This window comes from Terrabacter sp. Ter38, assembly GCF_024519435.1.
Taxonomy (GTDB): domain Bacteria; phylum Actinomycetota; class Actinomycetes; order Actinomycetales; family Dermatophilaceae; genus Terrabacter.
The window spans coordinates 84,863-109,570 of sequence record NZ_JALJRZ010000002.1; the positions used below are offsets into that span (position 1 = coordinate 84,863).

Genomic DNA, 24,708 nt, shown 5'->3' on the forward strand with positions numbered 1-24,708 from the left:
GGCACGTCCTCGGCACAGGCTGGGACCGGCGACCCGGCATACGCTGACGGCGTGAACCCGATGCCGGACGACCTCGACGTCGTCAACGCCAACCGCTACGTGTCGCTGACGACGTTCCGCCGGACGGGGGCCCCGGTGTCGTCAGCCGTGTGGATCTCGCGTGACGCGGGCGATCTCGTCGTCATCACCGTCGACCCGAGCGGCAAGCTCAAGCGGCTCGCGCACACCTCGCGGGTCGAGCTGCGGCCGTGCGACGTGCGTGGGCGCGTGCCCGACGGGGCACCGACGTATGCCGGCACGGCCGTTGTCGACCGCAGCCCGGAGGGCGTCGCCGCGGTCAAGCGCGCCATCGGCCGCAAGTACGTCATGGCCCGCCTGGGCGATGCCGTCGCAGCGGTCACCGACCGCGTCCGGCCCCGTGGTCCGCGCGCCGGCATCCGCATCACACTGGGGTGACTCAGCAAAGGTTGTACAGGCCGTTAACGGACGCCGCTGACCTGCGCCTATGTTGTCGACCATGAGCCACACCGCAGGTGCCCAGCTGGTCCAGCGCCGGCTCGGCCTCATGCTGCGTAGCAAGGTCGCGGGCGATGAGGCGCCCGCCCGTGCGCAGCGGATCTGGGGCGCCGAGGGCGAGCGGTGGTTCACCCCCGAGGACCCGGTGTGGCGCGTGCACGCCGACGCGTCGATGTTCCCGGCCGGTGTCACGTCGCTGCTGCTGCAGATGCTGCACCCGATGGCGATGGCCGGGGTCGCCGGCCACAGCGGCTACAAGAGCGACCCGTGGGGCCGGCTCCAGCGCACGAGCCACTACCTCGCGACGACGACCTTCGGCACGGTCGAGCACGCCGAGGAGGCCATCGCGACGGTTCGCTCGATCCACGAGCGGGTGCGCGGCAAGGACCACCTCGGGCGGCCCTACCGCGCCGACGACCCGCACCTGCTGATGTGGGTGCACGCCGCCGAGATCGACTCCTTCCTCCGGGGCTACCAGACCTTCGGCGACGCGCCCCTGACCGAGGCTGAGGCCGACGTCTACGTCGCGCAGGCCGGCATCCCGGCCAGGCGCCTCGGCGTCATCGACCCGCCCACCTCGGTCGCCGAGCTGCGGGCCGTCCTCGCCTCCTACCGCCCGGAGCTCGAGACGTCGCCGGCCGCCCGCGAGGCCGCGCGCTTCCTCCTGCTCGACCCGCCGCTGCCCTTCTACGCTCGACCGGGCTACGGGACGCTCGCCTCCGGGGGCGTGTCCCTGCTGCCCGGGTGGGCGCGCGAGATGCTCGGCATCCCGTTGCCCGGTGTCGTCTCGACGCTCCTGGCGCGGCCGCTCGGGCACCTCGGCACGGCGGCGGTGCGGTGGGGCATGGCCGGCCTGGCCGAGCGCCGCCCGTCCGACACCCCTCCCGATCCCGACCACCTGTCGGGCTCCCCCAGATCCCCCGACGAGCCGGATGACCTCGTCGGGGCCCAGGCCGCCAGCTGAGCGGCCACCTTTGACCGGGCCGGGTTGCACTCAAAAAGCGGGTGCACCCGGCCCGGCGCCTTCCCCCGCTTGCGTATGCCGTGTGGCGCGGTCGGTCAGTAGGCTGCGGATGTGCCCAGACTCGTGCTCACCGTCATCGGCGACGACCGCGCCGGCCTCGTCAGTGCCCTCGCGGACGTCGTCACCGCGCACGACGGCAACTGGGAGGACAGCCAGCTCGCGGAGCTGGCCGGCAAGTTCGCCGGCATCGTCGTCGTGGGTGTGCCCGGTGAACGGGTGGATGCGCTGACGGCCGCGCTGCGCGAGCTCGACGGCCTGCTCGAGGTGACGTCGCACCCGGGGGCCGAGGCCTCGGGCATCGCTGATGACGCCGACGCGCAGCGGCTGACGATCGACCTGCTCGGCAACGACAGCCCCGGCATCGTCCGCGAGGTGTCGTCGGTGCTGAGCCGGCACGAGCTGTCGATCGAGACGATGACGACGGGGACGCGCGAGGCGCCGATGGCCGGCGGACTGCTCTTCGAGGCGCACGTCGTCGTGCGGGTGCCGGGTGGGTCGGACTCGGCCGCACTGCGGGCGGACCTGGAGCGACTGGCCGCCGAGCTGCTCGTCGACATCGCCGTCGCCTGACGCCTGTTTGGCTGATTCGCTCGTTGGCTCGTTGGCCGGTTGGCCGGTGGGCGCCTGCGTCACTGCCCCACGGGGCGGAGCACTGTCGCAGGGCGCGCCCGGGATGACAATGGGGCCCGCCTCGCGATGCGAGCTCGGGCCCCGTGACGGTTCACGTACCACAACGGGCCAACCGCCGAAGTCTGCGTCGTCGGTGGACGACTCACTCCAGTGGAGACCCGCGCACGCGCGCGAATGTCCGAATTCGTGGGACCTTGCGGGACTCTTGCGGGGCTCTTGCGGAAGCGGACGGCATACGCCCTCGGTGCGTCTGGCGTCCTACGTCGCGGCGCCGACGTCGCAGGTCGCGAGGTGCGCGGCCTGCCAGGTCGCGAGCAGCGAGCGGTCGCCCGAGGCGGCCAGCCCCTCCTGCCCGACGACCAACAGGGCAGTGGCGGCATGGACGGCGTCGTGGCCCCGGAGGCCGTGGGTCGAGGCCAGGTCGGCTGCCTGCCTGGACAATCGGTCGTCGACGACCACGAGGTGCATCTGCCCGATCAGCTCGGCCAGGTGGTCGAGCAGCTCGGTGTGCTGACCGGCGCTGATGCGACCGGAAAGCTGGGCTCGCCACAGAGCGGAGGCGGCCTCAGGTCGCAGGGCCACGGAGGAGACGACGTCGTCGGCGTCGTCCCAGAGCCGTCGGCAGCGGGCGGAGGTGGGTTCGGCGACGAGCAGGGGCACGACGGCCGACGTGTCGAGGTAGAGGATCACCGGCTCTGGTCGCCGACGAGGTCGCCGATCCCACCGTCGACCGCCAGGGGTTCGGGTGACGGACGCTTGGGGTGTGCGCGCGTCGCGAGTCCCTCATCGAGGAGGGTCTCGAGGGCCGTGCGGCCGGACAGCGGGCGGATCTCGGCGACAGGTCGGCCGCGGTCGGTGATGACGAGCGTCTCGCCCGCTCGGGCACGGTCGACGTACTCGCTCAGCCGGCTCTTCAGCTCACGGATCCCGACCCGCTGACCGCTCATGGTGACCACCTCATGAGGCGTTGTAGTCATCTGACTCACCAACCCGAGGGATCACCGGCGACGAGCGTCTCGGTGGTGATGACGTTGTCGACGACACGGATCAGGTAGAGCTCGCGCGTGTCCCCCCGCTCGGCCGCGATGACGCCGTTGACGACGTGGTCGAAGGTGAAGTCCTGGAAGTCCGGGCGCGCACCGCGGGCCAGGCCGTCGGGGCCGAGGAAGTGGCCGACGAGGTGCTCGAGCCACGGCACGGCGTGGTTGGACTTCTCGGCCTCACGCCAGCGCAGGCAGCACCCTTCGACACAAGGGGCCCAGTCGCACATCCCCCACGGGGTCAGGATGTCCGGGTCGCTCAGCGTCGCAACGCCCCTGCCCGAGCCGCGCGCCCGCTCGGTTCTCTCGGCCCGCGGGTTCATAGGGACGTCGTAGCCCTGCTCTCGCGGATCGATGAGCTCGGCGTAGGCACGGAGCCATTCGATCTCCGGCTCGCGCAGGCGCGGCCTGATGTCGAGTCGGCCGAGATAGTGCGTGCTGTATCCCATCGGTCCTCCGTGCCGGTCGCAGAAGCAGTAGTGCTGGCGTCGAGCCAACCAGCGCGAGCCGCTCGTGGGCGGGCGTCATCCACAGGCGATCAGCGACCGCTGTGCGGCGGCGCGCTGCTGGGGACAACCTCGACAGGAACACCCGGGTGGCTGGCACGGTCGAGCCATGACCAGATCTCGTGAGCGTTGGGAGCTCGAGGACCCAGAGCTCGTGCTGCAATCCATCGATGACGTGTGTTCGTTGGTCTCGGGGCGCGTCGTGGTGGCGGCCCTGGAGCTCGAGACCCAGGAGGTGGTCGGCGCCTCCGTGGTGCCGGATCCGGCCGAACCACAGCCGTGCTGGGACCCGTATGACGCAAGTGCTCGGCTGCGCGGTGTCGCGGTCGACCTCGTCCCGGAGCGGACAGGCACTCCGCGGGGCCGGAGCCCGATCACTCACCTGCTCGTGACGGTCGTGTGCCGCGAGGGCCGGGTCATCGACACCATCGCCGAGCACCGATGGTTTCAGGCGTGGCGCTACAGCAACCACCTCACCAGTGCGATCGATGGTGACGTCTACGTCGTGACTCCTCACGGCTGGACGGGCGTCATGGACCAGCGCGGAGGCCACCTCCCTCGGCTCCGCCCGCGCCTCGCCCTGGCCGTGGATCGGTCGACGCGGGTCTTGTGATGCCGGCGGGTGCCGAGGATTCTGAGGACATGGACGCAGCTGCCGACATCGCGATCTCGCACGCCCCGACGAGCGCACCGGGCGCGGCGGGGCCGACCAGGCACGTGAAGGCGGTTCCGATCGCGGACTACGGGTTCCTGTCCGACGGTGAGGTGACGGCCCTCGTGGCACCGGGCGGTGACGTCGACTGGATGTGCGTGCCGCGCCTCGACTCCCCGAGCGTCTTCGGGGCGGTGCTCGGGCGGCACTCGGGGCGCTTCCGGCTCGGGCCGTCCGACGTCAGCGTGCCGACGGCGCGGCGCTACCTGCCGGGCACCATGGTTCTCGAGACGAGCTGGGGCACGCCGACGGGCTGGATCATCGTGCGCGACGTGCTGCTCATCGGGCCGTGGCGCCACGACGAGGACGTGTCGCCGAAGCACCGGCGCACGCCGATGGACTACGACGCGGAGCACACGCTGCTGCGGACGATCCGCTGCGTGTCGGGCGAGGTGCAGACGGTGATGGAGTGCGAGCCGGTGCTCGACTACGGGCGCCAGCCGGTGACGTGGGACTACACCGACCTGGGCTACCACCAGGGCCGCGCGACCGGCGCGGGGTCGGATGTGGTGCTCACGCTGACGACGGACCTGCGGCTCGGCTTCGAGGGCGGGCAGGCTGCTGCGAGAACCCTGCTCAGGGAGGGCGACGTCCGTTACATCGCACTCTCGTGGGGTGAGAAGGCGCCGCCGACCGACTTCGGGCAGGCGTACCAGCGACTCGTGTGGACGGCCCACCACTGGCAGCACTGGCTTGCCCGCGGTCGCTTCCCCGACCACCCGTGGCGCAGCTACCTCCAGCGAAGTGCCCTGACGCTCAAGGGACTGACGTATGCGCCGACGGGCGCCATCGCCGCCGCGTCGACGACGTCGCTGCCGGAGACCATCGGCGGAGAGCGCAACTACGACTACCGCTACACGTGGATCCGTGACGCGACGTTCGCGCTGTGGGGGATGTACTCGCTCGGGTTCGACTGGGAGGCCGTGGACTTCTTCTCGTTCATCGCCGACATGGCCGAGCGCGACGAGGACCTGCAGATCATGTACGGCATCGGCGGGGAGCGCGAGCTGCCAGAGTTCGAGCTCGACCACCTATCGGGGTATGCCGGGTCGCGGCCCGTGCGCATCGGCAACGCCGCGCACTCCCAGGTGCAGCACGACGTCTGGGGCGCGCTCCTCGACTCGGTCTACCTTCACTCCAAGGTCGCCGACCACCTCGACGGGCGCATCTGGCCGATCCTCGGCAAGCAGGTCCGGTCGGCGCTCAAGCACTGGCAGGAGCCGGACGCCGGCATCTGGGAGGTGCGCGGCGAGCTCAAGCACTTCACGTCGTCGAAGATCATGTGCTGGGTCGCGGTCGACCGCGGGGCGAAGCTCGCATCGATGATCGGCGAGGACTCGCAGGCCGCGGAGTGGGAGCTGGCCGCCGAGGAGATCATGGCCGACATCCTCGAGCACGGGGTCGACGAGCGTGGGGTGCTGACGCAGTACTACGGGGCGTCGGCTCTGGACGCCTCGCTGTTGCTCGCGCCGCTCGTGCGCTTCCTGCCACCGGACCACCCGGTGATCCGGGCGACGGTCCTCGCGATCGCGGACGAGCTGACCGTCGACGGGCTGGTGCTGCGCTATCGCGTCGACGAGACGGACGACGGCTTCTCCGGCGAGGAGGGGACCTTCACGATCTGCTCGTTCTGGCTCGTGTCGGCGCTGTCGGAGATCGGCGAGCACAAGCGGGCGCACGAGCTGTGCGCGAAGCTGCTCTCCTTCGCCGGGCCGCTCGAGCTGTATGCCGAGGAGATCGACACCCACACCGGGCGCCACCTCGGCAACTTCCCGCAGGCGTTCACCCACTTGGCCCTGATCAACGCGGTCATGCACGTCATCGCCACCGAGACGGGCGGCGAGCTGCCTCCCCGCTGACGCCCCGGCACCGCACTTCGCCGCCATACCGAGAACCGATCCGGCCCTCCGGGTCGACAGTAGAGATGTGGCACCACTCGTCGCTCCCGACGACCAGTCCCTCCTCGAGGCGCTGGCCTCCGGGGACGTCGGCGCCCTCGAGAGGCTCTACGAGCGTCACGCACCGTGGCTCTCGGTCCGGCTGATGCGACGCTGCAACGACCGTGAGGTCGTGGCCGATGTCCTCCAGGACACCTTCGTGGCCGTGTGGCAGGGGGCCCGGCGCTACCAGGGGACGGGCGAGGTCGGCGCGTGGATGTGGGGTATCGCGATCAGACGGCTCGTCAGCCGGCTCCGGTCGCGCCGGGACGTCGTGCTCTTGCGCGACCCGGCGGCCTCCGGCGCTGCCTCGCCGACCGCCGAGGACGAGCTGCTCCTCGGCGTCGAGTACGGCGACCTCGGTCGGGCGATGGCCACCCTGTCCCCCGAGCTGCGCGCCGTCATGCAGGCGACCGTGCTCGACGGCCTCACCACCCGCGAGGCCGCGCGCCTGCTGGGCATCCCCCAGAACACCGTCAAGACGCGGGCCCACCGCGCGAGGGCGCGCCTGCGGGCGAGCCTCTTGGAAGGAGCGTCGTCATGAGTACGCGCCACGTGCGGCCGGACGACCTGCGCGCCTGGGTCCGCGGCGAGGCCGACGCCGTCACGTCGATGTCGCTCGAGCAGCACCTCGTGCGGTGCCCGCAGTGCCAGGCGGGTGTCGCGGCCGAGCTGCCACCGATGGCGTATGCCGTCAGCTCCCTTCCCGACGTCACGCCCCTCTCGGACGCAGCGGGTCCCGGGCAGCCTGAGCCACCAGCGCTTTCCGAGGTTCCGGACGCGCCGGACCTGCCGGACCTGCCGGACCTGGCGGCCGTCTGGGGCGCCGTACGCGACGAGATCGAGGTGCCACGCGTGTCGCTGCTGGAGCGGCTCCTCGTGCGGATCGGCCTGCCGCCCGGCGACGCGATGCTCGTGGCCGCGGCGCCGGCGCTGCGCGGGTCGTGGATCTGCGCGGTCGCCCTCGCCGTCGCCTTCGCGGTCGGTGGGGCCGTGGCCGCGCGCAACGGCAGCGTCATGGTCTTCCTCGTCGTGGCGCCGATCGTGCCGGTGCTCGCCGTGGCGACGGCCTTCGGGCCGGAGGCGGGGCCGGCGCTGGAGCAGGAGAGCTCGACGCCGTACCCGCTCGCACGTCTGCTCCTGCTCCGTACCGCCGCCGTGCTCCTCGCCGCGCTCCCCGTCGTCCTCGTCGGCCAGTTCGTCTTCCCCGAGTCGGCGGCGTGGGTGTGGCTCCTCCCGGCACTGGGCTTCACCGCGGCGGTCCTCGCTCTCTCGACGTGGTTCGGGCCGTGGCGCCCGGCGAGCGCCATCACCGTCGTCTGGGTCATCGCCACCGGCGCGGCCTCCCGCCTCGACACGATCTGGGCCGTCTTCGCGCCTCAGTACCTCGTCCTCTACGTCCTCATGCTCCTCATCGGGCCGCCCGTCCTCGTCCTTCGAGCCCGGCGACTCGGCACGATCGGAAGGATCGCGTCATGACCGCAACCAGCTCGACCCCGGTCTCCCTGCGCGGTGTCACCAAGCGCTACCGCTCCCTCGCGGCCCTCGACGACGTCGACCTCGACCTCGGGCCCGGCATCACCGGCCTGCTCGGTCCGAACGGCGCCGGCAAGACGACGATGCTCCGCGTCATGGCGACGGTGCTGCGACCCGACGCCGGCGAGGTGCGGCTCCTCGGCCGCGACCCGAGCCGGCCGGATGCCCGCACCGAAATCAGGCGGCGGCTCGGCTACCAACCGCAGGAGCTCGGCTTCCCGCGCGGGTTCTCCACCTTCGCCTTCGTCAACTACATGGCAGTCCTCAAGGAGTGGGCCGACCGTGGGACTCGCACCACCGAGGTGAGACGGGTGCTCGACCTCGTCGGCCTCGGCGACGTCGCGACGAAGCGCATCAGTCGTCTCTCGGGTGGGCAGCGGCGCCGGGTCGCCCTGGCCCAGGCCCTGCTCGGCACACCGGAGCTGCTGGTCCTGGACGAGCCGACGACCGGGCTCGACCCCGAGCAGCGCGCGTCCTTGCGGGGCGTGCTCGCCGACATCGCCGCGACGTCGACGATGGTCATCTCGACGCACCAGACCGAGGACGTCGCCGCGCTGTGCCGCCGGGTCGTCGTGCTCGATGCCGGGCGGGTGCACTTCGACGGCACGGTGCCCCAGCTGGTGTCGCTCGCGGCCGGACGTGTCTGGATGGCCGCTGCGCCGGATGCAGCGGCGCAGGCGTCGTGGCGCACCGCGTCCGGGCGCTATCGCAACGTCGGGGAGTCAGTGCCGAGAGGCGCCGAGCTCGTCGAGCCCAGCCTCGAGGACGCCTACCTGCTGCTCCGGGGCGCAACGGCCGCCGCCACCGCTGACGCCACGACCTCGGCGGAGGTGGCGTGATGACCAGCACCCCGCAGGACGCCCTTGCCGTGACGACCGCCCTCGCCCCGCGCGGCGGCTACCGGAGCCCGTTCGCCGCGCTCGCCCGCATCGAGGCGTGGCGCTTCGCGCGACACCCGATGTTCCTCGTGGGCACGGCGCTCGGCGTCGTCTTCACGGCCATGGCCCTCAACGAGGAGGCACACCAGGTCACGAGCGACTCGCTCAGCCTGCCCGTCGTCGCCCTGACGGTGGGGGTTTCCTCGATGATCACCGCCTACCACCTGACGCGGTCCTTCCACGGGGCCGGTGAGCTGCTCGAGGCGTCGCCCACCTCCGTCACGACCCGGACGGCCGCGCTCTGCCTGATGGCTGGTGTCCCTGCGCTCGTCGCCTCGGCGTGGCTCGTCCTCTACTACGCCATCGGCCCGTCGGCGTTGGGCGCGCCGGCCTGGATGTATGGCCCCTTCTCGCCCGCAGCGGTCGCGACGGTCCTCGTGCAGAACTCGATCGCCTGCTCCGTCGGCGGGACCCTGCTCGGCGTCGCTGCCGGCCGGTGGTGGCGCTTCCGCGGCGCGTCAGCCGTCCTCGTGCTGGCGGTGGTGGTGTGGACCTTCGGCGTCCTCGGCGTCTTCACCAACACCGAGTCAGCACCAGCTGAGTGGTACCGCTGGGTCAGGCTGTTCGAGCCCCTCGGCATCTTCACTAACGCAGCGCAGGGTTACGTCGCGGTCACCAGCCTGACCGGGTCGCCGGCGTGGTACCTCGCGTGGACCCTCACGCTCTGCGGCCTTGCCGCCCTGGCCGCGTTGCTGTGGCGGTCGGAGGGTCGGACGCGGCGGCGTCTCGTCCGGATCGGCGTGGTCCTCGTCGCCCTCTCCGTCCTCACCTACGGCTTGGCCTCCGCCGGCGGGCTCAGCGAGCCGGTGCGCTCCTACCCCGACGGCCACAGCGTCGTCCTCGTCTCGAAGTGAACGCGACTCGCACGCTCGGGCCGGCAGCGGGCATCCCGTGGCGGCCCGTGGCGGCCCTGACTGTCGCCGGGCTGCTCCTCGTCGGGGTCGCGGCGACGTGGACCACCAGCGCCGTCGCGGGCACCACGCTGGTGGTGGGCGTGGCCGTCCTCGCGGCCGCGACGGCATACGTCCTCGACGAGGCGGCGGCGGAGGCCGTCGGGGGAACGCCCACGTCACTGCGACAGCGCAGTGGAGCCCGACTCCTCGTCGCAGGTGGGGTGCTCGTCGTGGGGACGCTCGGGGTCGGGGTCCTGACGGTCAGGAGCGGGGTGAGCGCTCGGTTCGGGGTCATGCTCTGGCTGACGGGCTGCGTGCTCGTGGCCGTCGCCTCCGCCGCCACGTTACGACGGCACTTCGCCGAGCCCGGGGACGCGGTCGGTGGCGCCCTGCTGACGGTGGTCATCGCGCTGGCCGTCGTGAACCCGCTCTCGCGTTGGGTCGACGTCTTCCCGAGTGAGCCGGACGCACGGTGGGCAAGCTCGTTCGTGCTCTGGGGTGGCGTGGGCGCCCTCTGCCTGGCGGTGCTGACGCGCGCGACCCGGGACCCGCTCGACTGACGAGTGGCGGCGCTGCTGGTCTGATTCGTCGGTGGCGATGGGCCGGCGAGCCGTAGCGTGCACCCAGGGGGCCGAGGCGACCGAAAGGCGCGCACCATGATGCAGTTCGAGGTCGACCCGAGCCGGATGGCCCTGCTCAACATCGACGTCCAGAACGTCTTCGTCGAGATGGCGTGGGATGCGCCTGCCGTGGTCGATCGCATCAACCGCCTGGCGGAGGTATGCCGTGTGGCCGGCATCCCGGTCATCCACGTCCGGCACGCGGTGGCCGAGGGCGCCGATCTCGGGATCCTCGGCGAGATGTTCCCGCCGGTGCGAGAGGGGATGTTGGACCGCACGTCCCACACTGCCGCGTTCCACGAGTCGCTGGTCATGGACCCGTCCGACCACGTGCTCGAGAAGCCGCACTTCGGCGCCTTCCAGGACACCGACCTGCTGACGCGGCTCGAGCTGCTCGGTGTCGACACCATCATCATCACCGGCATCGAGACGAACGTCTGCTGCGAGACGACGGCGCGCGAGGCGATGGTCCGCGACGTGCGCGCCTTCTTCATGAGCGATGCCACGACGACGGGTGGGGTGCCGGGGATGGAAGTCGCCGAGGTGCAGCGCGCCTCGCTGGCCACGGTCGGCACCTTCTTCGCCCAGGTCGCCACGACCGACGAGATGATCGACTGGATCGGTGCTGCGTCTGAGCCCACCGAGCGATAAGCGGATGACTCGTCAGTGGGTGGGTGACGGCCGCCGAGGCGAAGGGTGGAGACTGGGGGTTCGGCGACTGCACCACGAAGGAAGCGGATGACTGCCCATGTCTGACCAGGAGACGTTCGTGACTCCGAAGTTCGCCCAGCCCTACTGGGCGAAGCACGCCTACGAGGTGCTCGTGGAGACCGCGGGTCGCTACAACGCCGTCATCACCTACTCCGAGCTCGCGGAGGAGGTCCAGCGCCGCACGTCGCTGCGGACCAAGTCGCAGATGCGCAACTGGATCGGTGCGCTGCTGGCCGATCTGGTGAAGGTCAACCACGTGCGCAACGAGCCGCCGCTCGCGTCACTGGTCGTCCGCAAGGACGACGGCCAGGTCGGCGCCGGCTACGACGAGGCGCTCCGTGTCGCTGGCAAGGCCCCGATCACCGACCCACTCGAGCGCGAGAACAGCGCGGCCGCCGCACGGCTCGAGTGCTACCGACACTGGGGAGCCGACGTGCCCGCCGACGCGGTGCCGACGCTGACGGCTAAGGCCCGGGTGGTCCGCGCGAGCACGCCGCGCGCGACGGCGGCGACCGAGGCTCGCCGCGGTGCGGTCTGCCCGACCTGCTTCATGGAGATGCCCGTCTCCGGCCCCTGCCCCAACTGCGACTGACTCGAGCAACCGCCACCTGGTCGGCGTCGCCGCGTACCGAGCAAGGCAGGCCACACGGCATACGCCATCTCGGTCGACCGTGTTGACTGGGCGATTCCCTGAAGGGACGCCCCTCGCAGCCCTAGCCTGTTCCTACGGTCGGCCGGCACCCGGAAGGCGCAGCATGATGCAGTTCGAGGTCGCGCCATAGCGTATGGCGCTGGTAAACATCGACGTGCAGAACGTCTTCGTCGAGATGGCGGTCGACGGCTTGGCCGTCGCCCAGCGCATCAACCGCCTCGCCGCGGCGTGCCGCGCCGCCGGCATACCGGTGATCCACGTGCGGCACGCGGTGGCAGCCGATGCTGACCTCCGCATCCTCGGTGAGCAGTTCGATGTCGTGAGGGAAGGCATGCTGGAACGCTCGTCGCAGACGGCGGCGTTCCATCCGGACCTGGTCATCGACCCCTCGGACCAACTGCTCGAGAAGCCGCACTTCGGTGCCTTCTACGACACGCACCTCGAGGAGCGTCTGGGCCGGCTCGGCGTCGACACGATCATCGTCACGGGCATCGAGACGAACGTCTGCTGCGAGACCACCGCACGAGAGGCCATGGTCCGCGACATTCGGGTCTTGTTCGTCAGCGACGCCACGACCACCGGCGGCGTGCCCGGGCTGTCCGTGGACGAGGTGCAGCGTGCCTCCCTTGCGACGGTCGGCACGTTCTTCGCCGAGCTCGTGACGGCCGACGAGTTGGTCGCCCGCATCGGGGACGCACCGGTAGGCGCCACGGTGGTGTCGGGGTAGCCGAACACGCGGCGTCGGGCGCCGTCAGGGAGGTGCGCCCAGGTCAGTCGGCCTTCTCGAAGGTCACGAGGACGCCATTGACGCCGCCTGGTCCTATGCGCCCCTTGACGTCGACGGACGTGATCGCTTTGAGCGACCAGCCCTTCGAGCCGTAATCGTTGAGCACCTTCTCGAGCTTGTCGCCCGACATCTTCCCGCCGAGCATTCCCTCACGAAGCTCGACGACCTTGTACTGCGGCACGGCGCACCTTCTTCCCTGTCGATGTCCTTTGACCGTATGTCGTGTCGATCGCGCCCGCTGCCCAAAGGGCAGGGGCAGGACCCGGCCACCCGTCGGAGTACTTCTTGATGGTGGCGGTGACGAAGGAGTCAGCGGCGACCTTGCTGCCAGCCTCAAGGTCCTGGGCCAGCACCACCCAGTTCCTGTCGAGGACCGGCACGCGGTGGGAGCCAGTCGCGTCGTTTGCCGGGGCGACCTGAAGGCCAGCCGCTTCCAGCCTCACACGGACACCGGGGCCGACGCACGAGGGCCGGCGCGGCGAGGCGTCGGGCTGAGCGGCGTCCGCGAGCGGGTCGAGCACTATCGCGGCGACATGACCGCGGGCGTGGACACCGACGGCGTCTTCCGGGTGTCCATCCGGCTGCCGTTGCACCAACCCGACCGAGACAGGGATGCGATCCATGACTGACGACCAGCGCCGGCCACCGATCCGCGTGATGCTCGTCGACGACGACCCCGTGGCGCGGACCGGCCGGCGCTTCATGCTCGGCGCGGCCGGCGGCCTCGAGGTGACGGCCGAGGTTAGCGACGGCGACGAGATGGTCGGTGCCATCCAGGCGCGCCGGCCGGATGTCGTGGTGCTCGACGTGCGGATGGCCCGCGTTGGCGGCATCGAGGCGATCGCCGCGATCAAGGCGCGTCCCGAGGCCCGAAGGTGTTGATGTTCACCGTGTTCGACACCGACGTGGCGCGGCGGGCGGTGGCGGTATGCGCCGACGGGTTCCTGCTCAAGACGGCGTCGCCCGAGGAGATCTGCGGCGGCATCCGCAACATCGCCGGCGGACTCGGAGCGGTGTCGCCGAAGACCGCGGCGCAGCTGTTCACTCACGTCCGTGAGGACCCGCTCGCAACGCAGCGCGCTGAGGCTGCCCGGCTCGTCGCCACGCTGACACCACGCAAGCGCGAGGTGGCCGCGGGCCCGGTCCGTGGGCTGTCGAACGCCGAGCTGGCGCGCGAGCTCTACGTCAGCGAGACCACGGTCAAGACGCACGTCGCGAGCGCCTGCATCAAGCTCGGCGTCGACAACCTCGTGCAGGCCGCCGTCATCGCGGACCGCGCCGGCGTGGCCTGAGACGCATCATTCGCCGAACGACACCCGAAGGCTGGCACCGTGGGCTCTACGGTTCGACAAGGTAGCCGCCGAACGCCTCGGGTCCCGCTCTGAGAGGGGGCGGGACCGAGGCGCTGTCACCGGTTGGTGAGCCGAGCGATGATCACCCGTCGGTGTACTTCTTGATGGTGGCGGTGATGAAAGAGTCGGCAGCCACCTTGCTGCCAGGCTTCAGGTCCTGGGACAGCACCACCCAGTTGGCATCGAGAACAGGAATCCGGTTCGCGCCGGTCGCGTCGTTTGCCGGAGCGACGTGGAGGCCGACCGCTCGCCATGCATCCTGCGCGTCCTGGTAGTTCATGCCGACGCCGTCGGGGACGGTGACCTTGCTCGGCACCGCCGGACTCGAGTCCACGACCGCGTCGGCGGTCTCGGGCGCTGGGGCCGGCGCCGTGGCCTCGACCGTCTCAGTGACGGTCTGGACCGCCGGGACGGCGACGGTCTGGGTGACGACGACGGCCGGAGGGGTGCTGGTCCCGCAGCCGGCGGTCGCGCCGACCACCAGGACCGCTGCCGCGGTCGCGACGAACCTGACCGTTGACCGTGTTGTGCTGTGTGTGCTCATGTCCTTCTTCACTTCGTGGGGGTGAGGGCCATGCGATCCTGCCTGATCCCTCCCGCAAGGTCTTGAGAATGCACAAATCGGGCGGAACATGGTCCTGTGCTCGGCGCCTGCAGCGCACCCGCCGGCCCCAGCACAGGTCACGTGCACGCGTCGAAGCCGCGATGGCCCGCACCGCCCTCCGCAACCTTCGTGATCCACCTGTGCTGCAGAACCACTCGCTCCGCGTCGAGCGCGTCGTCGAACGGACCGTCCCGATGGAGGCAGTCTTCGCAGAGCGTGTAGTAGCGGTTGTCTCCGCCGATGCAGACTGCGACAACGTGACAGGGCCACGGCTCGACTCCCTCCGAATGCCCGGGTCCGGGAGGTAGGTCTGCGAGCTGTTCAGCGAGCTCGACGAGGACGTCGTCCGGCAACTTGTCCCGGTAGCCGTCGGGCAACGTGCTCATCGCGCTGCCTCCTCGTCGCCGGACACCCACTGCAGCCGGTACAGGTCGCCGGTGAACCCGGACTCCGACGCTTGCTCGAGCGCTGCCGCGAGTGCTCGGCCCAGCTTGCTGTCCGGGTGGCGGACGGCCTCGCGCGCCGTTGCGTAGTCGGGATCCTTGGACAGCCGACGTCGGAGCGCCTCGCGGGTCACGTCGTCGAGTCCGAGGTCCAGCGAGATCGACACGTCGTACCAAACGAGCCACTGCTCGTCGTCCGGCCACGGTTCGAGCACGAGCGCCGCCACGGTCTCGAGGTCGGACTCTGTGACCCAGCGGGCGACCACACCGGCGCGGCCCCTCGCGGACGCTGGCCACGAGACGAACTCGCGGCTGTCACCGAGGTCGCCCCACTGCCTGATGACCGCGAGCTTGGGGGCCACGACCCCGATCGATCCGCCTCCGTCCCAGCTGATCGGCGCGCCGCCGGACTCGCTGAACCAGCGGTACTCGACGAGGGCCTCACTGACGAGCCCGCCGTTCTCGATCTCGTCGTCGCCGACTGAGAGCCATTGCCATCCGTGGCCGTTGCGGACCGCGACGACGGGCTGGCCATCGACCGTGCAGTGCACCAGGCGCGAAGGCACCCCCTCGACGAGACGAGCGATCTCGTCCAGGTCGAGCCCGGCCGCTTCGGCCGCCTCTTCGTCGACACCTTCGGCACCCGAGAGGACACCGACTCGCGGGATGCGCAGGTGCTCCAGCAGGTTGAGCTGGCTGTCGCGCGCGGCGTTGACCTCACAGACGATGTCGGGACCGAGGGTCGACAGCTCGCGCACACCGGCCAACGCGGCCTCGGTGGTCGGGAAGACGCCGACGATGGTGCTCGTCCATTCACGCGCTGCTGCCGGAGCCGCGTCCCAGCGCTCGACCCGGACTGCACCATCCCCGTCAGGCACCACCAACCACCGCTCGCGCCTGCCGTCCGGGAACTTTCTCTTGACGGAGACCTGCGTCGAAGAGGGCGCTTGCGGCCACCTGCCCAGCGCTATGTCGGAGAGGGTGTCGCCCCACCCCGCCAACTCCTCAGGGACACCGACGGAGTTGGGCAGGCTGGTCGCACTCCTGATCGCCGCCGCCGCATCGAGGACGTCCGAGGCCGACCAGCCCTCCCCCGAGCAGCGGACGGCCCCCTGGAGGTCTCCGCCGAGCTCGACCCACTTCTGGACGTGGCGAGGCCTCCAGTCCCGAGGCCACCCTGCCTCGACGTGCTCATGGTGCTGGGCCGAGTTGCGCTTGCGCGCTGCCGCCTGGCCAGCGCGGCGTTCGTCGCGCCGCTCCTCGGAGGCGCGCGCCGCTGCCGCCGCCGCTCGGTGCGCCTCGCCTTGTTGCTCCCTGCGCTGGAAGTAGCGCACTTGGTCCGCCTCGACGCGCGGAGCCCAGTAGTCCGCCGCGAACCCGAGGAAGACGTCGTTGAGCTGCGCGGCCTGCGACTCATCCGCCACCTCGACCCCGAGGGCACGGTCCAGCGCCGTGCTGGCGGCGGCGATCGGCACATACGGAGAGGCGAGCCCGAGCTCCCGCCATGCCCGGTCGGCGCCGACGGCCCGCACGTCGGGCGTGATCTGGCGCCAGCCGAGCGTCACCGTGGAGTCGTCATTGCACGAGACGACGTTCAATACGTCGGCCGTCCACTCGAAGATCGCGTCCTGCTTGAACCGCCGCCCGAGGTCGACGGCCTCCTGCCGCATGAGCCCGACGATGGCGACGCTGGGTTCGACGTGCAGCCACGCCGGGTCTGCTCCGGCCGCGGGGTAATGCGACACGCTCGCGGCGTCCAGCTGCTCGATGAGAGCTTGCTGAGCGCGCCGGTTGTCCGTCTCGTTGGTCTGACGGCCGTACAGGTCGTATGCCGTGATGATGTGGACCGGCTGCGCAGGTGCGTCGCCGGCAGCGATCCCCGGCTCCGCGCTCTGGATGACGACGAGTCCGGCAGGGCGGTGAAGACGCAGCTGCACCGAGAGGTAGGCATCGCGAATCATGCGTGGAGGACCTCCGTGGTCTCGGCCTGCTCGTACAGCGAGTCGTCTGGATTGCGATTACCGAAGACGCCGCCACCGGCTCCGGGTCGCCACTCGCAGTGGATTGCTGCGTCGAATCGCATCCAGATGCCCTGCGCGTAGCACGGTCGTGCGGGATATCCAGCGCGCCTCAGACGCTGGGTGACCTCGAGTCCTTCGGTGACTCGTGCCGAGTGGACCTCGATCGTCCCAACGCGCAAAGGGGTTCCGCGCTCGGCCCGCGAGACGAGATGGTCAACAGCCGCGGCGGACGTAGTTGCGTCCAACAGGCCGTAGTCGAGCCACAGCCCGTCGACCTGCCGATCATCGACCAAACTGAGGAGTGCGACCGCATTGTCGCCGCGCCGCACCTGAAGGTGCGGACGTCGGTCACGGAAGGCGCGGGTGTCGTCGACGAGAACGACCAGCGAACCTGCCCGGCGAAGCCCGGGAAACAGGGGTGCGTGCATCGACAGCCCTTTCGGTCCAAGGAGCCCCTGAACCGAGGCCCGCTCTGGCCAGGCCGACGGATGCCGGCGCGGCCGGGTCTTCCTTGGACGGCACCGGGGCGGACCGGTTGCCGGGCGACCCCTCCAAGGTGGGTAACGGTCGCGCCTCTTGACCTACAAGTGATGATGACAGAGGGCGCCGACAGACGGCTCGTAACCCGCCGCCAACTCGTGCGTGCCCACCATTCGCTATACGAAGGTGAACGAACTACTTCATGTGCCGGGACACCACGAGACGGCGGTGACGGCATCGTGACTGTGAATGCTCTCCAGGTTGCGAATGCGCACCCTGTGGCCCACATCCTGGGTCCTCAATTGGCCCGAGAGATCTCGTGCCATGTCCTCGACGAACGCCGGATGTTCAAAGGCCGTCATCGTGATCGAACGCTCATCGGGGCGTTTTACGATCGGATAAACCGGGCATGACCCCGTGCCGCGGATTAGGTCCACCAAGGCTGCAATTGGGACTGGATACGGGGTGTCGTCCTGACCGTGCACATCAACGGTGACGACGCTGCGCTGGTTGTGCGCCCCATAGTCACTGATTGCCTTGCTGCAGGGGCACAGACTTGTGACTTCGCTCGAGACCGTGGTCACCAGTTCGAAGGCGCCCCCTCGCAGCGTGGCGCGCAGGCTCAGATCACTGGCTTGCCACGACTGGATGCCGGACGCAGGCGAGGTCACGCGCGTTGCAAACGGAAGACCGATGCCGATGGATGCCTCAGCAACATCCAAACGGGACGCCACCTGCTTCAGAACGGTAGCGAGTTCGCGAGGATCGATGATCTGCAAGTGCTCGTGCACCAGTTCGACCATGCGACTCATGTGCGTGCCCCGCCGGTCCGCGGGCAATTGCACGAGGATCTCGAACGACGCAACGCCGGCTTGGACCGTAGCCCCGTCCGAGAAGGTGCTCGGCATCCTCACGCCGTCGATACCGACCTCATCGAGCGGGATGCCGCGCAGATCCACTTGATTCTGAATATCAGGCAGGATCATCGTGCGCCCCGGTAGATGCAACCGGACGTACATGTCTCTCGAACCTGGACGGCACTGAGATTGTCGATTTCACCAACTAGTCGATCCCAGATCCAGCGAGCGAGCACTTCGCTCGTCGGGTTCTCTAGGCCGTCGATCTCGTTGAGATAGTTGTGATCCAACTGATCTTCGAGAGGCTTGAAGGCGGCCTTGATGTCGCCAAAGTCCTGCACCCACCCGGTCTGGGCGCCGACGATACCAGTGACGTGCACCTGAACACGATACGAATGCCCATGCAGACGCCCACACTTGTGATTCTGTGGAACGTTCGGTAGACGATGCGCAGACTCGAAGGTGAACTCGCGGTAGATCTCGGCGGTGTGGCTCACGGGATTCCTAAGTACTTGTGCGTTTGAAGGCTGAGGTTCCAGTTGGGGTGGTCGAGGCAGAATTTGACCGCTGCACTCACGTTGGCGTCTAGATCAGGACCGTCCATTGGCTGCACTCGGTAACTCTCGAAGTCCAGCGATTCGAACTGCAACGGGTCGGCGTTCAACTGTGGGTACACGAACTTAAGTTCCTGCCCGCCGCTGACGACCAGGTCCGCCCCAATCTTTGGGCTGACGCACAACCAATCGATGCCGGGTGGCGGCACCCGTGTGCCGTTGGTTTCGACAGCGACGTAGAAACCGCGGGCCTTCAGTGCCTCGACGGCCGCCTCGTCCAGTTGCAGCAACGGCTCGCCGCCCGTGCAGACAACCATTCGGTCCTTGGTCCACCCCGAGGGCCACGCAGCCTCGACTGCGTCGGCCAGATCATCAGCGCTCTTGAACCGGCCACCACCTTCCCCGTCGGTTCCAACGAAGTCCGTGTCGCAGAACTGACAGATCGCTCGGTCACGATCCTCTTCCCGCCCCGTCCACAGGTTGCAGAGGCTGAATCTGCAGAACACGGCTGGCCTGCCCGCGTGGGCGCCCTCGCCCTGGAGCGTGTAGAAGATCTCCTTGATTTTGTACGTCATGCCGACTCTTGATAGCTGATCGGGTCGACCGATCCCGCTTCCGCGAAGCCTCTGAGACGCAACAAGCATGAATCGCAATGCCCGCAGGACCGACCGGCCTCATCAGGGTCGTAGCAGGAACTCGTAAGGCCGTAATCAACGCCCAGGGCCAAGCCCATTTCAACGATCTGCGCCTTGGTCTTGTCCATCAGAGGCGTGTGAATCTTCAACGTCGAGCCCTCAACCCCGGCACGCGTCGCGAGGTTGGCCATGTGTTCGAAGGCCTCGATGTACTCCGGACGACAGTCCGGGTAGCCCGAGTAGTCGAGAGCGTTCACGCCGATGAAGATGTCTGCCGCCCCGACCACCTCGGCGTACGCCAGGGCGAACGAGAGAAAGATGGTGTTTCGGGCAGGCACGTATGTGACCGGGATGTCTTCGGCCACTTCCTCTGCGGTGTCGTGCTTCGGAACATCGATGTCGGCGGTCAGAGCCGATCCGCCGAATGCCGTGAGGTCTATGTCGCAGATGGTGTGGCCCTCAACCCCTTGCGCCGCGGCGACGCGACGGGCAGCCTCGAGCTCGACAGCGTGCCGTTGGCCGTAGCGAAAGCTGAGCGCGTACGGCTCATAGCCCTGACTCTTCGCGTAGGCCAACACAGTCGTTGAGTCGAGCCCGCCACTGAGGAGAACTACGGCCTTCATCTCATCCACCAACCTTCATAACCAACGCCGGGCGTGCGATCTGACTCTACGATTTACTGTGGTCTACAGTAGCGTCAACACACCGACAGTTTCCAAGTCAGGGGCCGAGACGTGACCAACCAGATGACGATCGTCGTCACGTGCACTGACCGCAAGTCGCTCCCGGTGTCCGATGACCTCAGGATCCGAAACCTCAAGCCCGGCACGGTTGAGTCCCGCGCATCCGCCTGGGACGAGAGTCTAGGTCGGGCCACTGACCAGAGGACGCTCCGCGAGTTGTACCAGGGCGAGGCATGGTCTCAGGTGCCTCGTCTCGAGGGTGCCGCCCGTGCGGCGGGCTACACCCCGGTTGTTCTAGTTGCTTCCGCTGGCTTGGGCCTTCGCCCACTCGACCACAGGGCGCCTGCCTACGCAGCGACGTTTTCCACAGGCCACGATGACTCCGTCGCGTTGACCGTCGAACAGGCGCAAGACTGGTGGCAAGCAATCAGCACCGACTCGCCCTCAACGTTGAGTGGACCCATGATGTGGGTGCTGTCAAAGGACTACTCGAAGGTGATCGCTGACGACATGCTCGCCCGAACAAATGGCGATCCACTGCTAGTGTTCGGCGGCTCAGTGGATGTTCCATCCGATCGACGCGTCCCATCCAATCGGCAACTCCGCCGGGCCCTTGGGGGCACAGCTAATAGTCTGAATTTGCGGATGGCTGTGCAATGGCTGGAACTTTCAAGCGCCTGCGGGGCCTTCTCCGCGGAGGCGCCTGAACGGTGGCATGACTGGTGCACCGAGGCGGAACGCCCTGAGTCGTATAATCGGGCCCGGCTATCTGATGAAACCATTCTCGAACTGATCCAAGCTTTTCGCGAAAAAGACCCCGACATCACCAAGTCCCGGGCCTTGCGCCAGTTGCGCGACTCACAACTTGCATGTGAACAACGGCGATTCGGAACTCTCTTTCAGCAGGCGGAGAAGGTCTCATGAGCGAAGGTTGGCTCGAGAGACGCGCGTTGAAAGTGCTGCAGAACGCTGAGGTCCCACTATTCCTCTTCACATTGGCGGCTGAGGAGATCGATCTGGTTGCCGACGTCTCTCGGATTGGTCGCGACGAGGCCGGCAAGTTGATTGGCTACCAGAGACCCGAGAAGCAGAAGCACGTCAAGCAGATCCTGGACTACCTCGACTCCGGCGACGTGCTGTTCCCGAATGGGCTCATCCTTGCGCTACCGCCAGAGACACGTTTCAAGTCCAGCCGTGGCCCCGGCACCAGTGATGGCCTGGCCGTCTCTGGCACCTTAGAGATTCCGATTTCTCCCGAGGGTGAAGGCCCACGCCCGGCCTGGATCGTGGATGGACAACAGCGCAGTCTCGCGCTTTCACGGACCAAGAATCGTCGCATGCCAGTGCCGGTTGCGGGCTTTGTGACGCAAGATCTGGACGTTCAAAGAGAGCAATTTCTGCGAGTCAATACCGTGCAACCCCTACCAGTGGGTTTGGTCACCGAACTGCTGCCTGAAATCGCGCGCGTCCCGTCGGCCCGGATGGCGACCAGGCAACTCCCCTCCGCTCTCGTCGACATGCTGAACCAAGATCCCGACTCTCCCTTCTACGGCATTGTCCGACGAGCGTCCACGTCCACGGACAACAAGCACGTGGCGGTGGTGACTGACACGGGCCTTGTCGAAGCCTTGCGCGAGTCGATCGAGTCGCCGTCGAGCCTGCTGTTTCCGTACCGAAACATCGCCACGGGAACGACAGATACGGAAGGCATCCGCCGTGCACTTCTCGCGTACTGGGGCGCCGTGCGTCAAACCTTCCCGGGAGCCTGGGGATTGCCTCCCACAGAGTCGCGTCTCATGGGCGGGGTGGGCATCAGAGCGATGGGCCGACTCATGGACCGCGTGATGGCACACGTAGACGCGAATGCCGCCGATGCCCGCGAGCAAGCCACCGCCGAACTGGCCCTGATTGCGCACAGATGCCGCTGGACGGACGGCACGTGGGAGGACCTAGGGCTCACATGGAACGACCTGCAGAACACGCCAAGACACATCAGCGCACTTTCGAACTACCTCGTACGCATCTACTTGTCCGAGCGGATGCGTAGAAGATGAGGTTCTACTTTCCCGACAGCCAGGACCTCGTCAGCCCCACGTATGACTTCCAACGTGACGAGTACTCCCCACTACGGGTGAGGCAGCGCGATGACCGTTATGCCCACGAGGTGCTGGAGGAGCATCCCTACCACGGACTTCTGGTGAGCAAGTCCATCGTCGATGGCTCGATTCGGGGCGCTGGCAAGTACACCGGAGCACAGCGAGCACGCCTGTATCGCTTGGGCGTTCGCGAGTTCTTCCGACTGACGCCCGAACTCGTGACACTCGGCGACAACGGCGCGTTCAATTACGCTGACGAACTCGTTCCTCCCGTCAACGTCGATGAGACGCTCGACTTCTACGAAGGGTGCGGCTTCGACGCCGGGGTGAGCGTTGACCACATCATCTTCGGCTATGCACCCGAGGCGGACTTCAACACGGTCGATCCTGCTTGGGCCCAACGACGACTGCTGACCCTCCGACTCGCCGAAGAGTTCATCACGCGGGTCGCCGACCGGGGTACCGACCTGGAACCTGTCGGCGCCGCCCAAGGCTGGAGTCCAACGAGCTACGCGGACAGCGTGAAGCAACTCCAGGCCTTCGGGTATCGTCGCATTGCCCTCGGCGGCATGGTGCCCCTCAAGACTCGGCAGATCGTAGAATGCCTTGAGGCGATCGACGGAGTGCGCGCGCCCGAGACGGAATTTCATCTCCTCGGCATCACGCGGGTCGACTCGATGGGGCGCTTCGCTGAATTTGGGGTGACGAGTTTCGATAGCACCTCCGCGTTCCGGCAGGCCTTCATGGACGACCGCCTTAACTTTCACACCCGTGATGAAGCGTTTGTGGCCTTGCGAGTCCCGCAGGTTGACGGCAATCCAACCCTTCGCAGAGCCGTCTTGGCTGGCAGGGTGTCACAACGAGATGCTGTGAGCGGTGAGCGCGAATGCTTGCGGGCACTACGCGCGTATGACGGATCCGAATCCAGTATGCGTGAGGCTCTGGCGGCGCTCGCCAGGTACGAGATGATTTGCCAGAGCAAGAAGAGCTACCTCTCCCAGTACGAAAGGACCCTGCGCGCCGCGCCCTGGGCGAGCTGCTCATGCTCGATCTGTCGCGAACTCGGCATCGAGGTGGCCATCTTCCGAGGCACCGAGCGCAATAAGCGTCGCGGATTCCACAACCTGTCAGTGCTCGCCCATAAGATTCAGAACCTCGCACGTCCCCATCCAACCGAGGAATCACATGGCTGACCGTTACGAACTGCGCCTTCCGGCTTTGAGGATTAGGCAGGGACAGAAGTACATCTATTCATTCGCAGTTGATGGTAAGCGCATCCACGATTTCGCCACTGTCTCGCGGGTCCACCGAGACGATGCGAACCTTAAGGGATACCAGCGGCCGGAGGTGCTCACGCACATTCGGGCCATTCGCCGGTACCTCGAGTCCGATGGTCCACTCCTTCCCAACGCGGTCGTCTTTGCCTTTGACGACCGTGTGCAGTTTGAGGCGTTCAGCGAGAAATCTGCGGTCGACTACTCATCGATCGGCGAGCTCGTGATCCCGATCGACGAATCAATCCCCGAAGAGGCGAGGCCCGCTTGGCTTGTCGATGGCCAACAACGTAGTGCCGCGATTCGCGACGCGGACCTTGCGGAGTTCGCGGTCGCAGCCGTCGGATTCATCGCTGATGGCGAGGAAGAGCAGCGTTCGCAGTTCATCCTTGTGAACAACACAAAACCCTTACCCAAGGGCCTGATTCACGAACTGCTGCCTGACACCACGGGACATCTACCCCCCGCCTATGCCAGGAAACAATTGCCAGCGCAGATCATGACACGACTCAACGCCGGTCCGCGCAATTTGAAGGGCCAGCCCTTCGCGGGTCGAATTGCTACGCCGACACAGCCGGATGGGTATATTAAAGACAACAGCGTCCTTAAGATGATTGAAAACAGCCTGTCCGATGGCGCGCTCTATCAATACCGAGACCCTGCGGACGGATCAGCGAATGTGGACAAGATGGTTGCCCATCTCGTCGCCTTTTGGGACGCGGTTCAGACTACGTTCTACGATCCGTGGCAACTCGAACCCCGGAAGTCCCGTCTGACGCACGGCGTTGGAATTCAATCCCTCGGCTATGTCATGGATGCCCTGACGGAGGGCTTCAACGTCGACGAACTCGATGACCTCGATCTCACGGGCCAACTCGTGCAACTTCTTCCCTACTGCGCTTGGACCGCGGGAACCTGGGCATTCGCTGAAGACGATATCCGCCGCTGGAACGGCCTGCAGAACACCCCAAGCGACATCAGACTGCTAACTGGTCACCTGCTCCGCACCCTCCGCTAGGAGACATCCGACCCAGATCCCCCTCGAGGTCTGACTTTGGGGTTACTCTCCCGGGAGTCACCGATCCGATCAGGGGGTACTGGTGAGCGACCACGTTCGCTGCCCGCGCTGCGATGCGCCCATGGTGATGCAGTTTGCTTCCCGAGGCCGTCAGGCGGGCCAGTCGTTCTGGGGTTGCTCCCAGTTTCC

31 protein-coding genes and 1 riboswitch are annotated in these 24,708 nt (G+C 67.8%); of the genes, 19 read left to right on the forward strand and 12 right to left on the reverse strand.

What is annotated here, in order from left to right:
* The first annotated feature begins 60 nt into the window (after positions 1–60).
* The 3 genes from NR112_RS05285 (at position 61) to NR112_RS05295 (ending at position 2,110) form a co-directional block, all read left to right on the forward strand.
* Positions 61–456: a PPOX class F420-dependent oxidoreductase gene (locus tag NR112_RS05285; RefSeq protein WP_256793330.1), complete on the forward strand. Its 396-nt coding sequence runs from the start codon at positions 61–63 to the stop codon at positions 454–456.
* Positions 457–517: 61 nt separating this feature from the next.
* Positions 518–1,480, forward strand: a complete 963-nt coding sequence (locus tag NR112_RS05290) for an oxygenase MpaB family protein (protein ID WP_256792943.1) — start codon at positions 518–520, stop codon at positions 1,478–1,480.
* Positions 1,481–1,591: 111 nt separating this feature from the next.
* Positions 1,592–2,110, forward strand: a complete 519-nt coding sequence (locus NR112_RS05295; RefSeq protein WP_256792944.1) for an ACT domain-containing protein — start codon at positions 1,592–1,594, stop codon at positions 2,108–2,110.
* Between the two features lie 318 nt (positions 2,111–2,428).
* On the opposite strand, the gene NR112_RS05300 is transcribed toward NR112_RS05295, so the two are convergent.
* From NR112_RS05300 to NR112_RS05310, 3 genes are read right to left on the reverse strand one after another with little or no spacing between them, the layout of a single operon-like run.
* Positions 2,429–2,860 carry a type II toxin-antitoxin system VapC family toxin gene (locus NR112_RS05300; protein WP_256792945.1) on the reverse strand — a complete coding sequence of 144 codons (432 nt, stop codon included), beginning with the start codon at positions 2,858–2,860 and terminating at the stop codon, positions 2,429–2,431.
* Positions 2,857–3,117 (reverse strand): type II toxin-antitoxin system Phd/YefM family antitoxin, encoded by a 261-nt coding sequence (locus NR112_RS05305; RefSeq protein WP_256792946.1) that lies wholly within the window; start codon positions 3,115–3,117, stop codon positions 2,857–2,859. The genes NR112_RS05300 and NR112_RS05305 overlap by 4 nt, the downstream gene beginning before the upstream one ends.
* A 35-nt stretch (positions 3,118–3,152) precedes the next feature.
* Positions 3,153–3,659: a hypothetical protein gene (locus NR112_RS05310; protein ID WP_256792947.1), complete on the reverse strand. Its 507-nt coding sequence runs from the start codon at positions 3,657–3,659 to the stop codon at positions 3,153–3,155.
* 166 nt (positions 3,660–3,825) lie between these two features.
* On the opposite strand from NR112_RS05310, the gene NR112_RS05315 reads away from it, so the two are divergent.
* The 10 genes from NR112_RS05315 (at position 3,826) to NR112_RS05360 (ending at position 12,442) form a co-directional block, all read left to right on the forward strand.
* Positions 3,826–4,329: a hypothetical protein gene (locus tag NR112_RS05315; protein WP_256792948.1), complete on the forward strand. Its 504-nt coding sequence runs from the start codon at positions 3,826–3,828 to the stop codon at positions 4,327–4,329.
* Between the two features lie 29 nt (positions 4,330–4,358).
* Complete coding sequence (locus NR112_RS05320) at positions 4,359–6,287, forward strand: glycoside hydrolase family 15 protein (protein ID WP_256792949.1); 1,929 nt, start codon at positions 4,359–4,361, stop codon at positions 6,285–6,287.
* Positions 6,288–6,354: 67 nt separating this feature from the next.
* Positions 6,355–6,909: an RNA polymerase sigma factor gene (locus NR112_RS05325; RefSeq protein WP_256792950.1), complete on the forward strand. Its 555-nt coding sequence runs from the start codon at positions 6,355–6,357 to the stop codon at positions 6,907–6,909.
* Positions 6,906–7,844: a hypothetical protein gene (locus NR112_RS05330; RefSeq protein WP_256792951.1), complete on the forward strand. Its 939-nt coding sequence runs from the start codon at positions 6,906–6,908 to the stop codon at positions 7,842–7,844. The genes NR112_RS05325 and NR112_RS05330 overlap by 4 nt, the downstream gene beginning before the upstream one ends.
* Positions 7,841–8,740 carry an ATP-binding cassette domain-containing protein gene (locus NR112_RS05335; protein WP_256792952.1) on the forward strand — a complete coding sequence of 300 codons (900 nt, stop codon included), beginning with the start codon at positions 7,841–7,843 and terminating at the stop codon, positions 8,738–8,740. The genes NR112_RS05330 and NR112_RS05335 overlap by 4 nt, the downstream gene beginning before the upstream one ends.
* The gene (locus NR112_RS05340) at positions 8,740–9,693 is read left to right on the forward strand and encodes a hypothetical protein (RefSeq protein ID WP_256792953.1); all 954 of its coding nucleotides are present in this window, start codon (positions 8,740–8,742) and stop codon (positions 9,691–9,693) included. The genes NR112_RS05335 and NR112_RS05340 overlap by 1 nt, the downstream gene beginning before the upstream one ends.
* Positions 9,690–10,292 (forward strand): hypothetical protein, encoded by a 603-nt coding sequence (locus NR112_RS05345; RefSeq protein WP_256792954.1) that lies wholly within the window; start codon positions 9,690–9,692, stop codon positions 10,290–10,292. The genes NR112_RS05340 and NR112_RS05345 overlap by 4 nt, the downstream gene beginning before the upstream one ends.
* A 96-nt stretch (positions 10,293–10,388) precedes the next feature.
* A complete protein-coding gene (locus NR112_RS05350; protein WP_256792955.1) occupies positions 10,389–11,003 on the forward strand; it encodes an isochorismatase family cysteine hydrolase in 615 nt (204 codons plus the stop codon).
* Positions 11,004–11,100: 97 nt separating this feature from the next.
* Positions 11,101–11,655, forward strand: coding sequence for a hypothetical protein (locus NR112_RS05355; RefSeq protein WP_256792956.1), 555 nt, complete (start codon positions 11,101–11,103; stop codon positions 11,653–11,655).
* Between the two features lie 193 nt (positions 11,656–11,848).
* On the forward strand, positions 11,849–12,442 hold the full coding sequence (locus NR112_RS05360) for a cysteine hydrolase family protein (RefSeq protein ID WP_256792957.1): 594 nt from the start codon (positions 11,849–11,851) through the stop codon (positions 12,440–12,442).
* 43 nt (positions 12,443–12,485) lie between these two features.
* Here NR112_RS05360 and NR112_RS22845 read toward each other — a convergent pair whose 3' ends face one another.
* Positions 12,486–12,683, reverse strand: a complete 198-nt coding sequence (locus NR112_RS22845; RefSeq protein WP_256792958.1) for a DUF4177 domain-containing protein — start codon at positions 12,681–12,683, stop codon at positions 12,486–12,488.
* Between the two features lie 440 nt (positions 12,684–13,123).
* Here NR112_RS22845 and NR112_RS05370 point away from each other — a divergent pair, with 440 nt between their 5' ends.
* Both NR112_RS05370 and NR112_RS05375 read left to right on the forward strand, forming a co-directional pair.
* Positions 13,124–13,384, forward strand: a complete 261-nt coding sequence (locus NR112_RS05370) for a response regulator transcription factor (RefSeq protein WP_256792959.1) — start codon at positions 13,124–13,126, stop codon at positions 13,382–13,384.
* A complete protein-coding gene (locus NR112_RS05375; RefSeq protein ID WP_256792960.1) occupies positions 13,384–13,794 on the forward strand; it encodes a response regulator transcription factor in 411 nt (136 codons plus the stop codon). Before NR112_RS05370 ends, NR112_RS05375 begins: the two co-directional genes overlap by 1 nt.
* Before the next feature lie 142 nt (positions 13,795–13,936).
* Here NR112_RS05375 and NR112_RS05380 read toward each other — a convergent pair whose 3' ends face one another.
* The 8 genes from NR112_RS05380 to queC all read right to left on the reverse strand — a co-directional run bounded on the left by NR112_RS05380 (position 13,937) and on the right by queC (position 20,080).
* On the reverse strand, positions 13,937–14,410 hold the full coding sequence (locus NR112_RS05380; protein ID WP_256792961.1) for a PASTA domain-containing protein: 474 nt from the start codon (positions 14,408–14,410) through the stop codon (positions 13,937–13,939).
* Between the two features lie 125 nt (positions 14,411–14,535).
* Positions 14,536–14,844, reverse strand: a complete 309-nt coding sequence (locus NR112_RS05385; RefSeq protein WP_256792962.1) for a hypothetical protein — start codon at positions 14,842–14,844, stop codon at positions 14,536–14,538.
* Entirely contained in the window at positions 14,841–16,862 is a 2,022-nt protein-coding gene (locus tag NR112_RS05390; RefSeq protein ID WP_256792963.1) for a DUF3293 domain-containing protein, read from the reverse strand. Before NR112_RS05390 ends, NR112_RS05385 begins: the two co-directional genes overlap by 4 nt.
* Positions 16,859–17,350: a cyclic-phosphate processing receiver domain-containing protein gene (locus NR112_RS05395; RefSeq protein WP_256792964.1), complete on the reverse strand. Its 492-nt coding sequence runs from the start codon at positions 17,348–17,350 to the stop codon at positions 16,859–16,861. Before NR112_RS05395 ends, NR112_RS05390 begins: the two co-directional genes overlap by 4 nt.
* 36 nt (positions 17,351–17,386) lie before the next feature.
* Positions 17,387–17,504, reverse strand: a riboswitch (SAM riboswitch).
* 98 nt (positions 17,505–17,602) lie between these two features.
* Entirely contained in the window at positions 17,603–18,388 is a 786-nt protein-coding gene (gene folE2, locus NR112_RS05400) for a GTP cyclohydrolase FolE2 (protein WP_256792965.1), read from the reverse strand.
* Positions 18,385–18,756 carry a 6-carboxytetrahydropterin synthase QueD gene (gene queD / locus NR112_RS05405; RefSeq protein WP_256792966.1) on the reverse strand — a complete coding sequence of 124 codons (372 nt, stop codon included), beginning with the start codon at positions 18,754–18,756 and terminating at the stop codon, positions 18,385–18,387. The genes folE2 and queD overlap by 4 nt, the downstream gene beginning before the upstream one ends.
* Complete coding sequence (queE, locus tag NR112_RS05410) at positions 18,753–19,388, reverse strand: 7-carboxy-7-deazaguanine synthase (protein ID WP_256792967.1); 636 nt, start codon at positions 19,386–19,388, stop codon at positions 18,753–18,755. The genes queD and queE overlap by 4 nt, the downstream gene beginning before the upstream one ends.
* Positions 19,385–20,080 (reverse strand): 7-cyano-7-deazaguanine synthase QueC, encoded by a 696-nt coding sequence (gene queC, locus NR112_RS05415; protein ID WP_308336372.1) that lies wholly within the window; start codon positions 20,078–20,080, stop codon positions 19,385–19,387. The genes queE and queC overlap by 4 nt, the downstream gene beginning before the upstream one ends.
* 513 nt (positions 20,081–20,593) lie before the next feature.
* Here queC and NR112_RS05420 point away from each other — a divergent pair.
* Genes NR112_RS05420 through dbpB (NR112_RS05435) form a run of 4 tightly spaced genes read left to right on the forward strand, consistent with a single transcriptional unit; the run spans position 20,594 to position 24,519 of the window.
* Entirely contained in the window at positions 20,594–21,055 is a 462-nt protein-coding gene (locus tag NR112_RS05420; protein ID WP_256792968.1) for a hypothetical protein, read from the forward strand.
* Positions 21,052–22,185: a DGQHR domain-containing protein DpdB gene (gene dbpB, locus NR112_RS05425; protein WP_256792969.1), complete on the forward strand. Its 1,134-nt coding sequence runs from the start codon at positions 21,052–21,054 to the stop codon at positions 22,183–22,185. Before NR112_RS05420 ends, dbpB (NR112_RS05425) begins: the two co-directional genes overlap by 4 nt.
* Positions 22,182–23,420 (forward strand): tRNA-guanine transglycosylase DpdA, encoded by a 1,239-nt coding sequence (gene dpdA, locus NR112_RS05430; RefSeq protein ID WP_256792970.1) that lies wholly within the window; start codon positions 22,182–22,184, stop codon positions 23,418–23,420. The genes dbpB (NR112_RS05425) and dpdA overlap by 4 nt, the downstream gene beginning before the upstream one ends.
* Entirely contained in the window at positions 23,413–24,519 is a 1,107-nt protein-coding gene (dbpB, locus tag NR112_RS05435; RefSeq protein ID WP_256792971.1) for a DGQHR domain-containing protein DpdB, read from the forward strand. The genes dpdA and dbpB (NR112_RS05435) overlap by 8 nt, the downstream gene beginning before the upstream one ends.
* Positions 24,520–24,708 lie beyond the last annotated feature (189 nt).

Coding starts and splice junctions, on each gene's coding strand:
- NR112_RS05305 (WP_256792946.1), bottom strand. CDS start 3,117: ATGAGCGGTCAGCGGGTCGGGATCCGTGAGCTGAAGAGCCGGCTGAGC.
- NR112_RS05355 (WP_256792956.1), top strand. CDS start 11,101: ATGTCTGACCAGGAGACGTTCGTGACTCCGAAGTTCGCCCAGCCCTAC.
- NR112_RS05385 (WP_256792962.1), bottom strand. CDS start 14,844: ATGAGCACGTTGCCCGACGGCTACCGGGACAAGTTGCCGGACGACGTC.
- queE (WP_256792967.1), bottom strand. CDS start 19,388: ATGACGTACAAAATCAAGGAGATCTTCTACACGCTCCAGGGCGAGGGC.
- NR112_RS05370 (WP_256792959.1), top strand. CDS start 13,124: ATGACTGACGACCAGCGCCGGCCACCGATCCGCGTGATGCTCGTCGAC.
- NR112_RS05360 (WP_256792957.1), top strand. CDS start 11,849: ATGGCGCTGGTAAACATCGACGTGCAGAACGTCTTCGTCGAGATGGCG.
- NR112_RS05350 (WP_256792955.1), top strand. CDS start 10,389: ATGATGCAGTTCGAGGTCGACCCGAGCCGGATGGCCCTGCTCAACATC.
- NR112_RS05340 (WP_256792953.1), top strand. CDS start 8,740: ATGACCAGCACCCCGCAGGACGCCCTTGCCGTGACGACCGCCCTCGCC.
- NR112_RS05285 (WP_256793330.1), top strand. CDS start 61: ATGCCGGACGACCTCGACGTCGTCAACGCCAACCGCTACGTGTCGCTG.
- folE2 (WP_256792965.1), bottom strand. CDS start 18,388: ATGATCCTGCCTGATATTCAGAATCAAGTGGATCTGCGCGGCATCCCG.
- dpdA (WP_256792970.1), top strand. CDS start 22,182: ATGAGGTTCTACTTTCCCGACAGCCAGGACCTCGTCAGCCCCACGTAT.
- NR112_RS05330 (WP_256792951.1), top strand. CDS start 6,906: ATGAGTACGCGCCACGTGCGGCCGGACGACCTGCGCGCCTGGGTCCGC.
- NR112_RS05310 (WP_256792947.1), bottom strand. CDS start 3,659: ATGGGATACAGCACGCACTATCTCGGCCGACTCGACATCAGGCCGCGC.
- NR112_RS05335 (WP_256792952.1), top strand. CDS start 7,841: ATGACCGCAACCAGCTCGACCCCGGTCTCCCTGCGCGGTGTCACCAAG.
- NR112_RS05390 (WP_256792963.1), bottom strand. CDS start 16,862: ATGATTCGCGATGCCTACCTCTCGGTGCAGCTGCGTCTTCACCGCCCT.
- NR112_RS05320 (WP_256792949.1), top strand. CDS start 4,359: ATGGACGCAGCTGCCGACATCGCGATCTCGCACGCCCCGACGAGCGCA.
- NR112_RS05290 (WP_256792943.1), top strand. CDS start 518: ATGAGCCACACCGCAGGTGCCCAGCTGGTCCAGCGCCGGCTCGGCCTC.
- NR112_RS05420 (WP_256792968.1), top strand. CDS start 20,594: ATGATGTGGGTGCTGTCAAAGGACTACTCGAAGGTGATCGCTGACGAC.
- dbpB (WP_256792969.1), top strand. CDS start 21,052: ATGAGCGAAGGTTGGCTCGAGAGACGCGCGTTGAAAGTGCTGCAGAAC.
- NR112_RS05315 (WP_256792948.1), top strand. CDS start 3,826: ATGACCAGATCTCGTGAGCGTTGGGAGCTCGAGGACCCAGAGCTCGTG.
- NR112_RS05395 (WP_256792964.1), bottom strand. CDS start 17,350: ATGCACGCACCCCTGTTTCCCGGGCTTCGCCGGGCAGGTTCGCTGGTC.
- NR112_RS05375 (WP_256792960.1), top strand. CDS start 13,384: ATGTTCACCGTGTTCGACACCGACGTGGCGCGGCGGGCGGTGGCGGTA.
- dbpB (WP_256792971.1), top strand. CDS start 23,413: ATGGCTGACCGTTACGAACTGCGCCTTCCGGCTTTGAGGATTAGGCAG.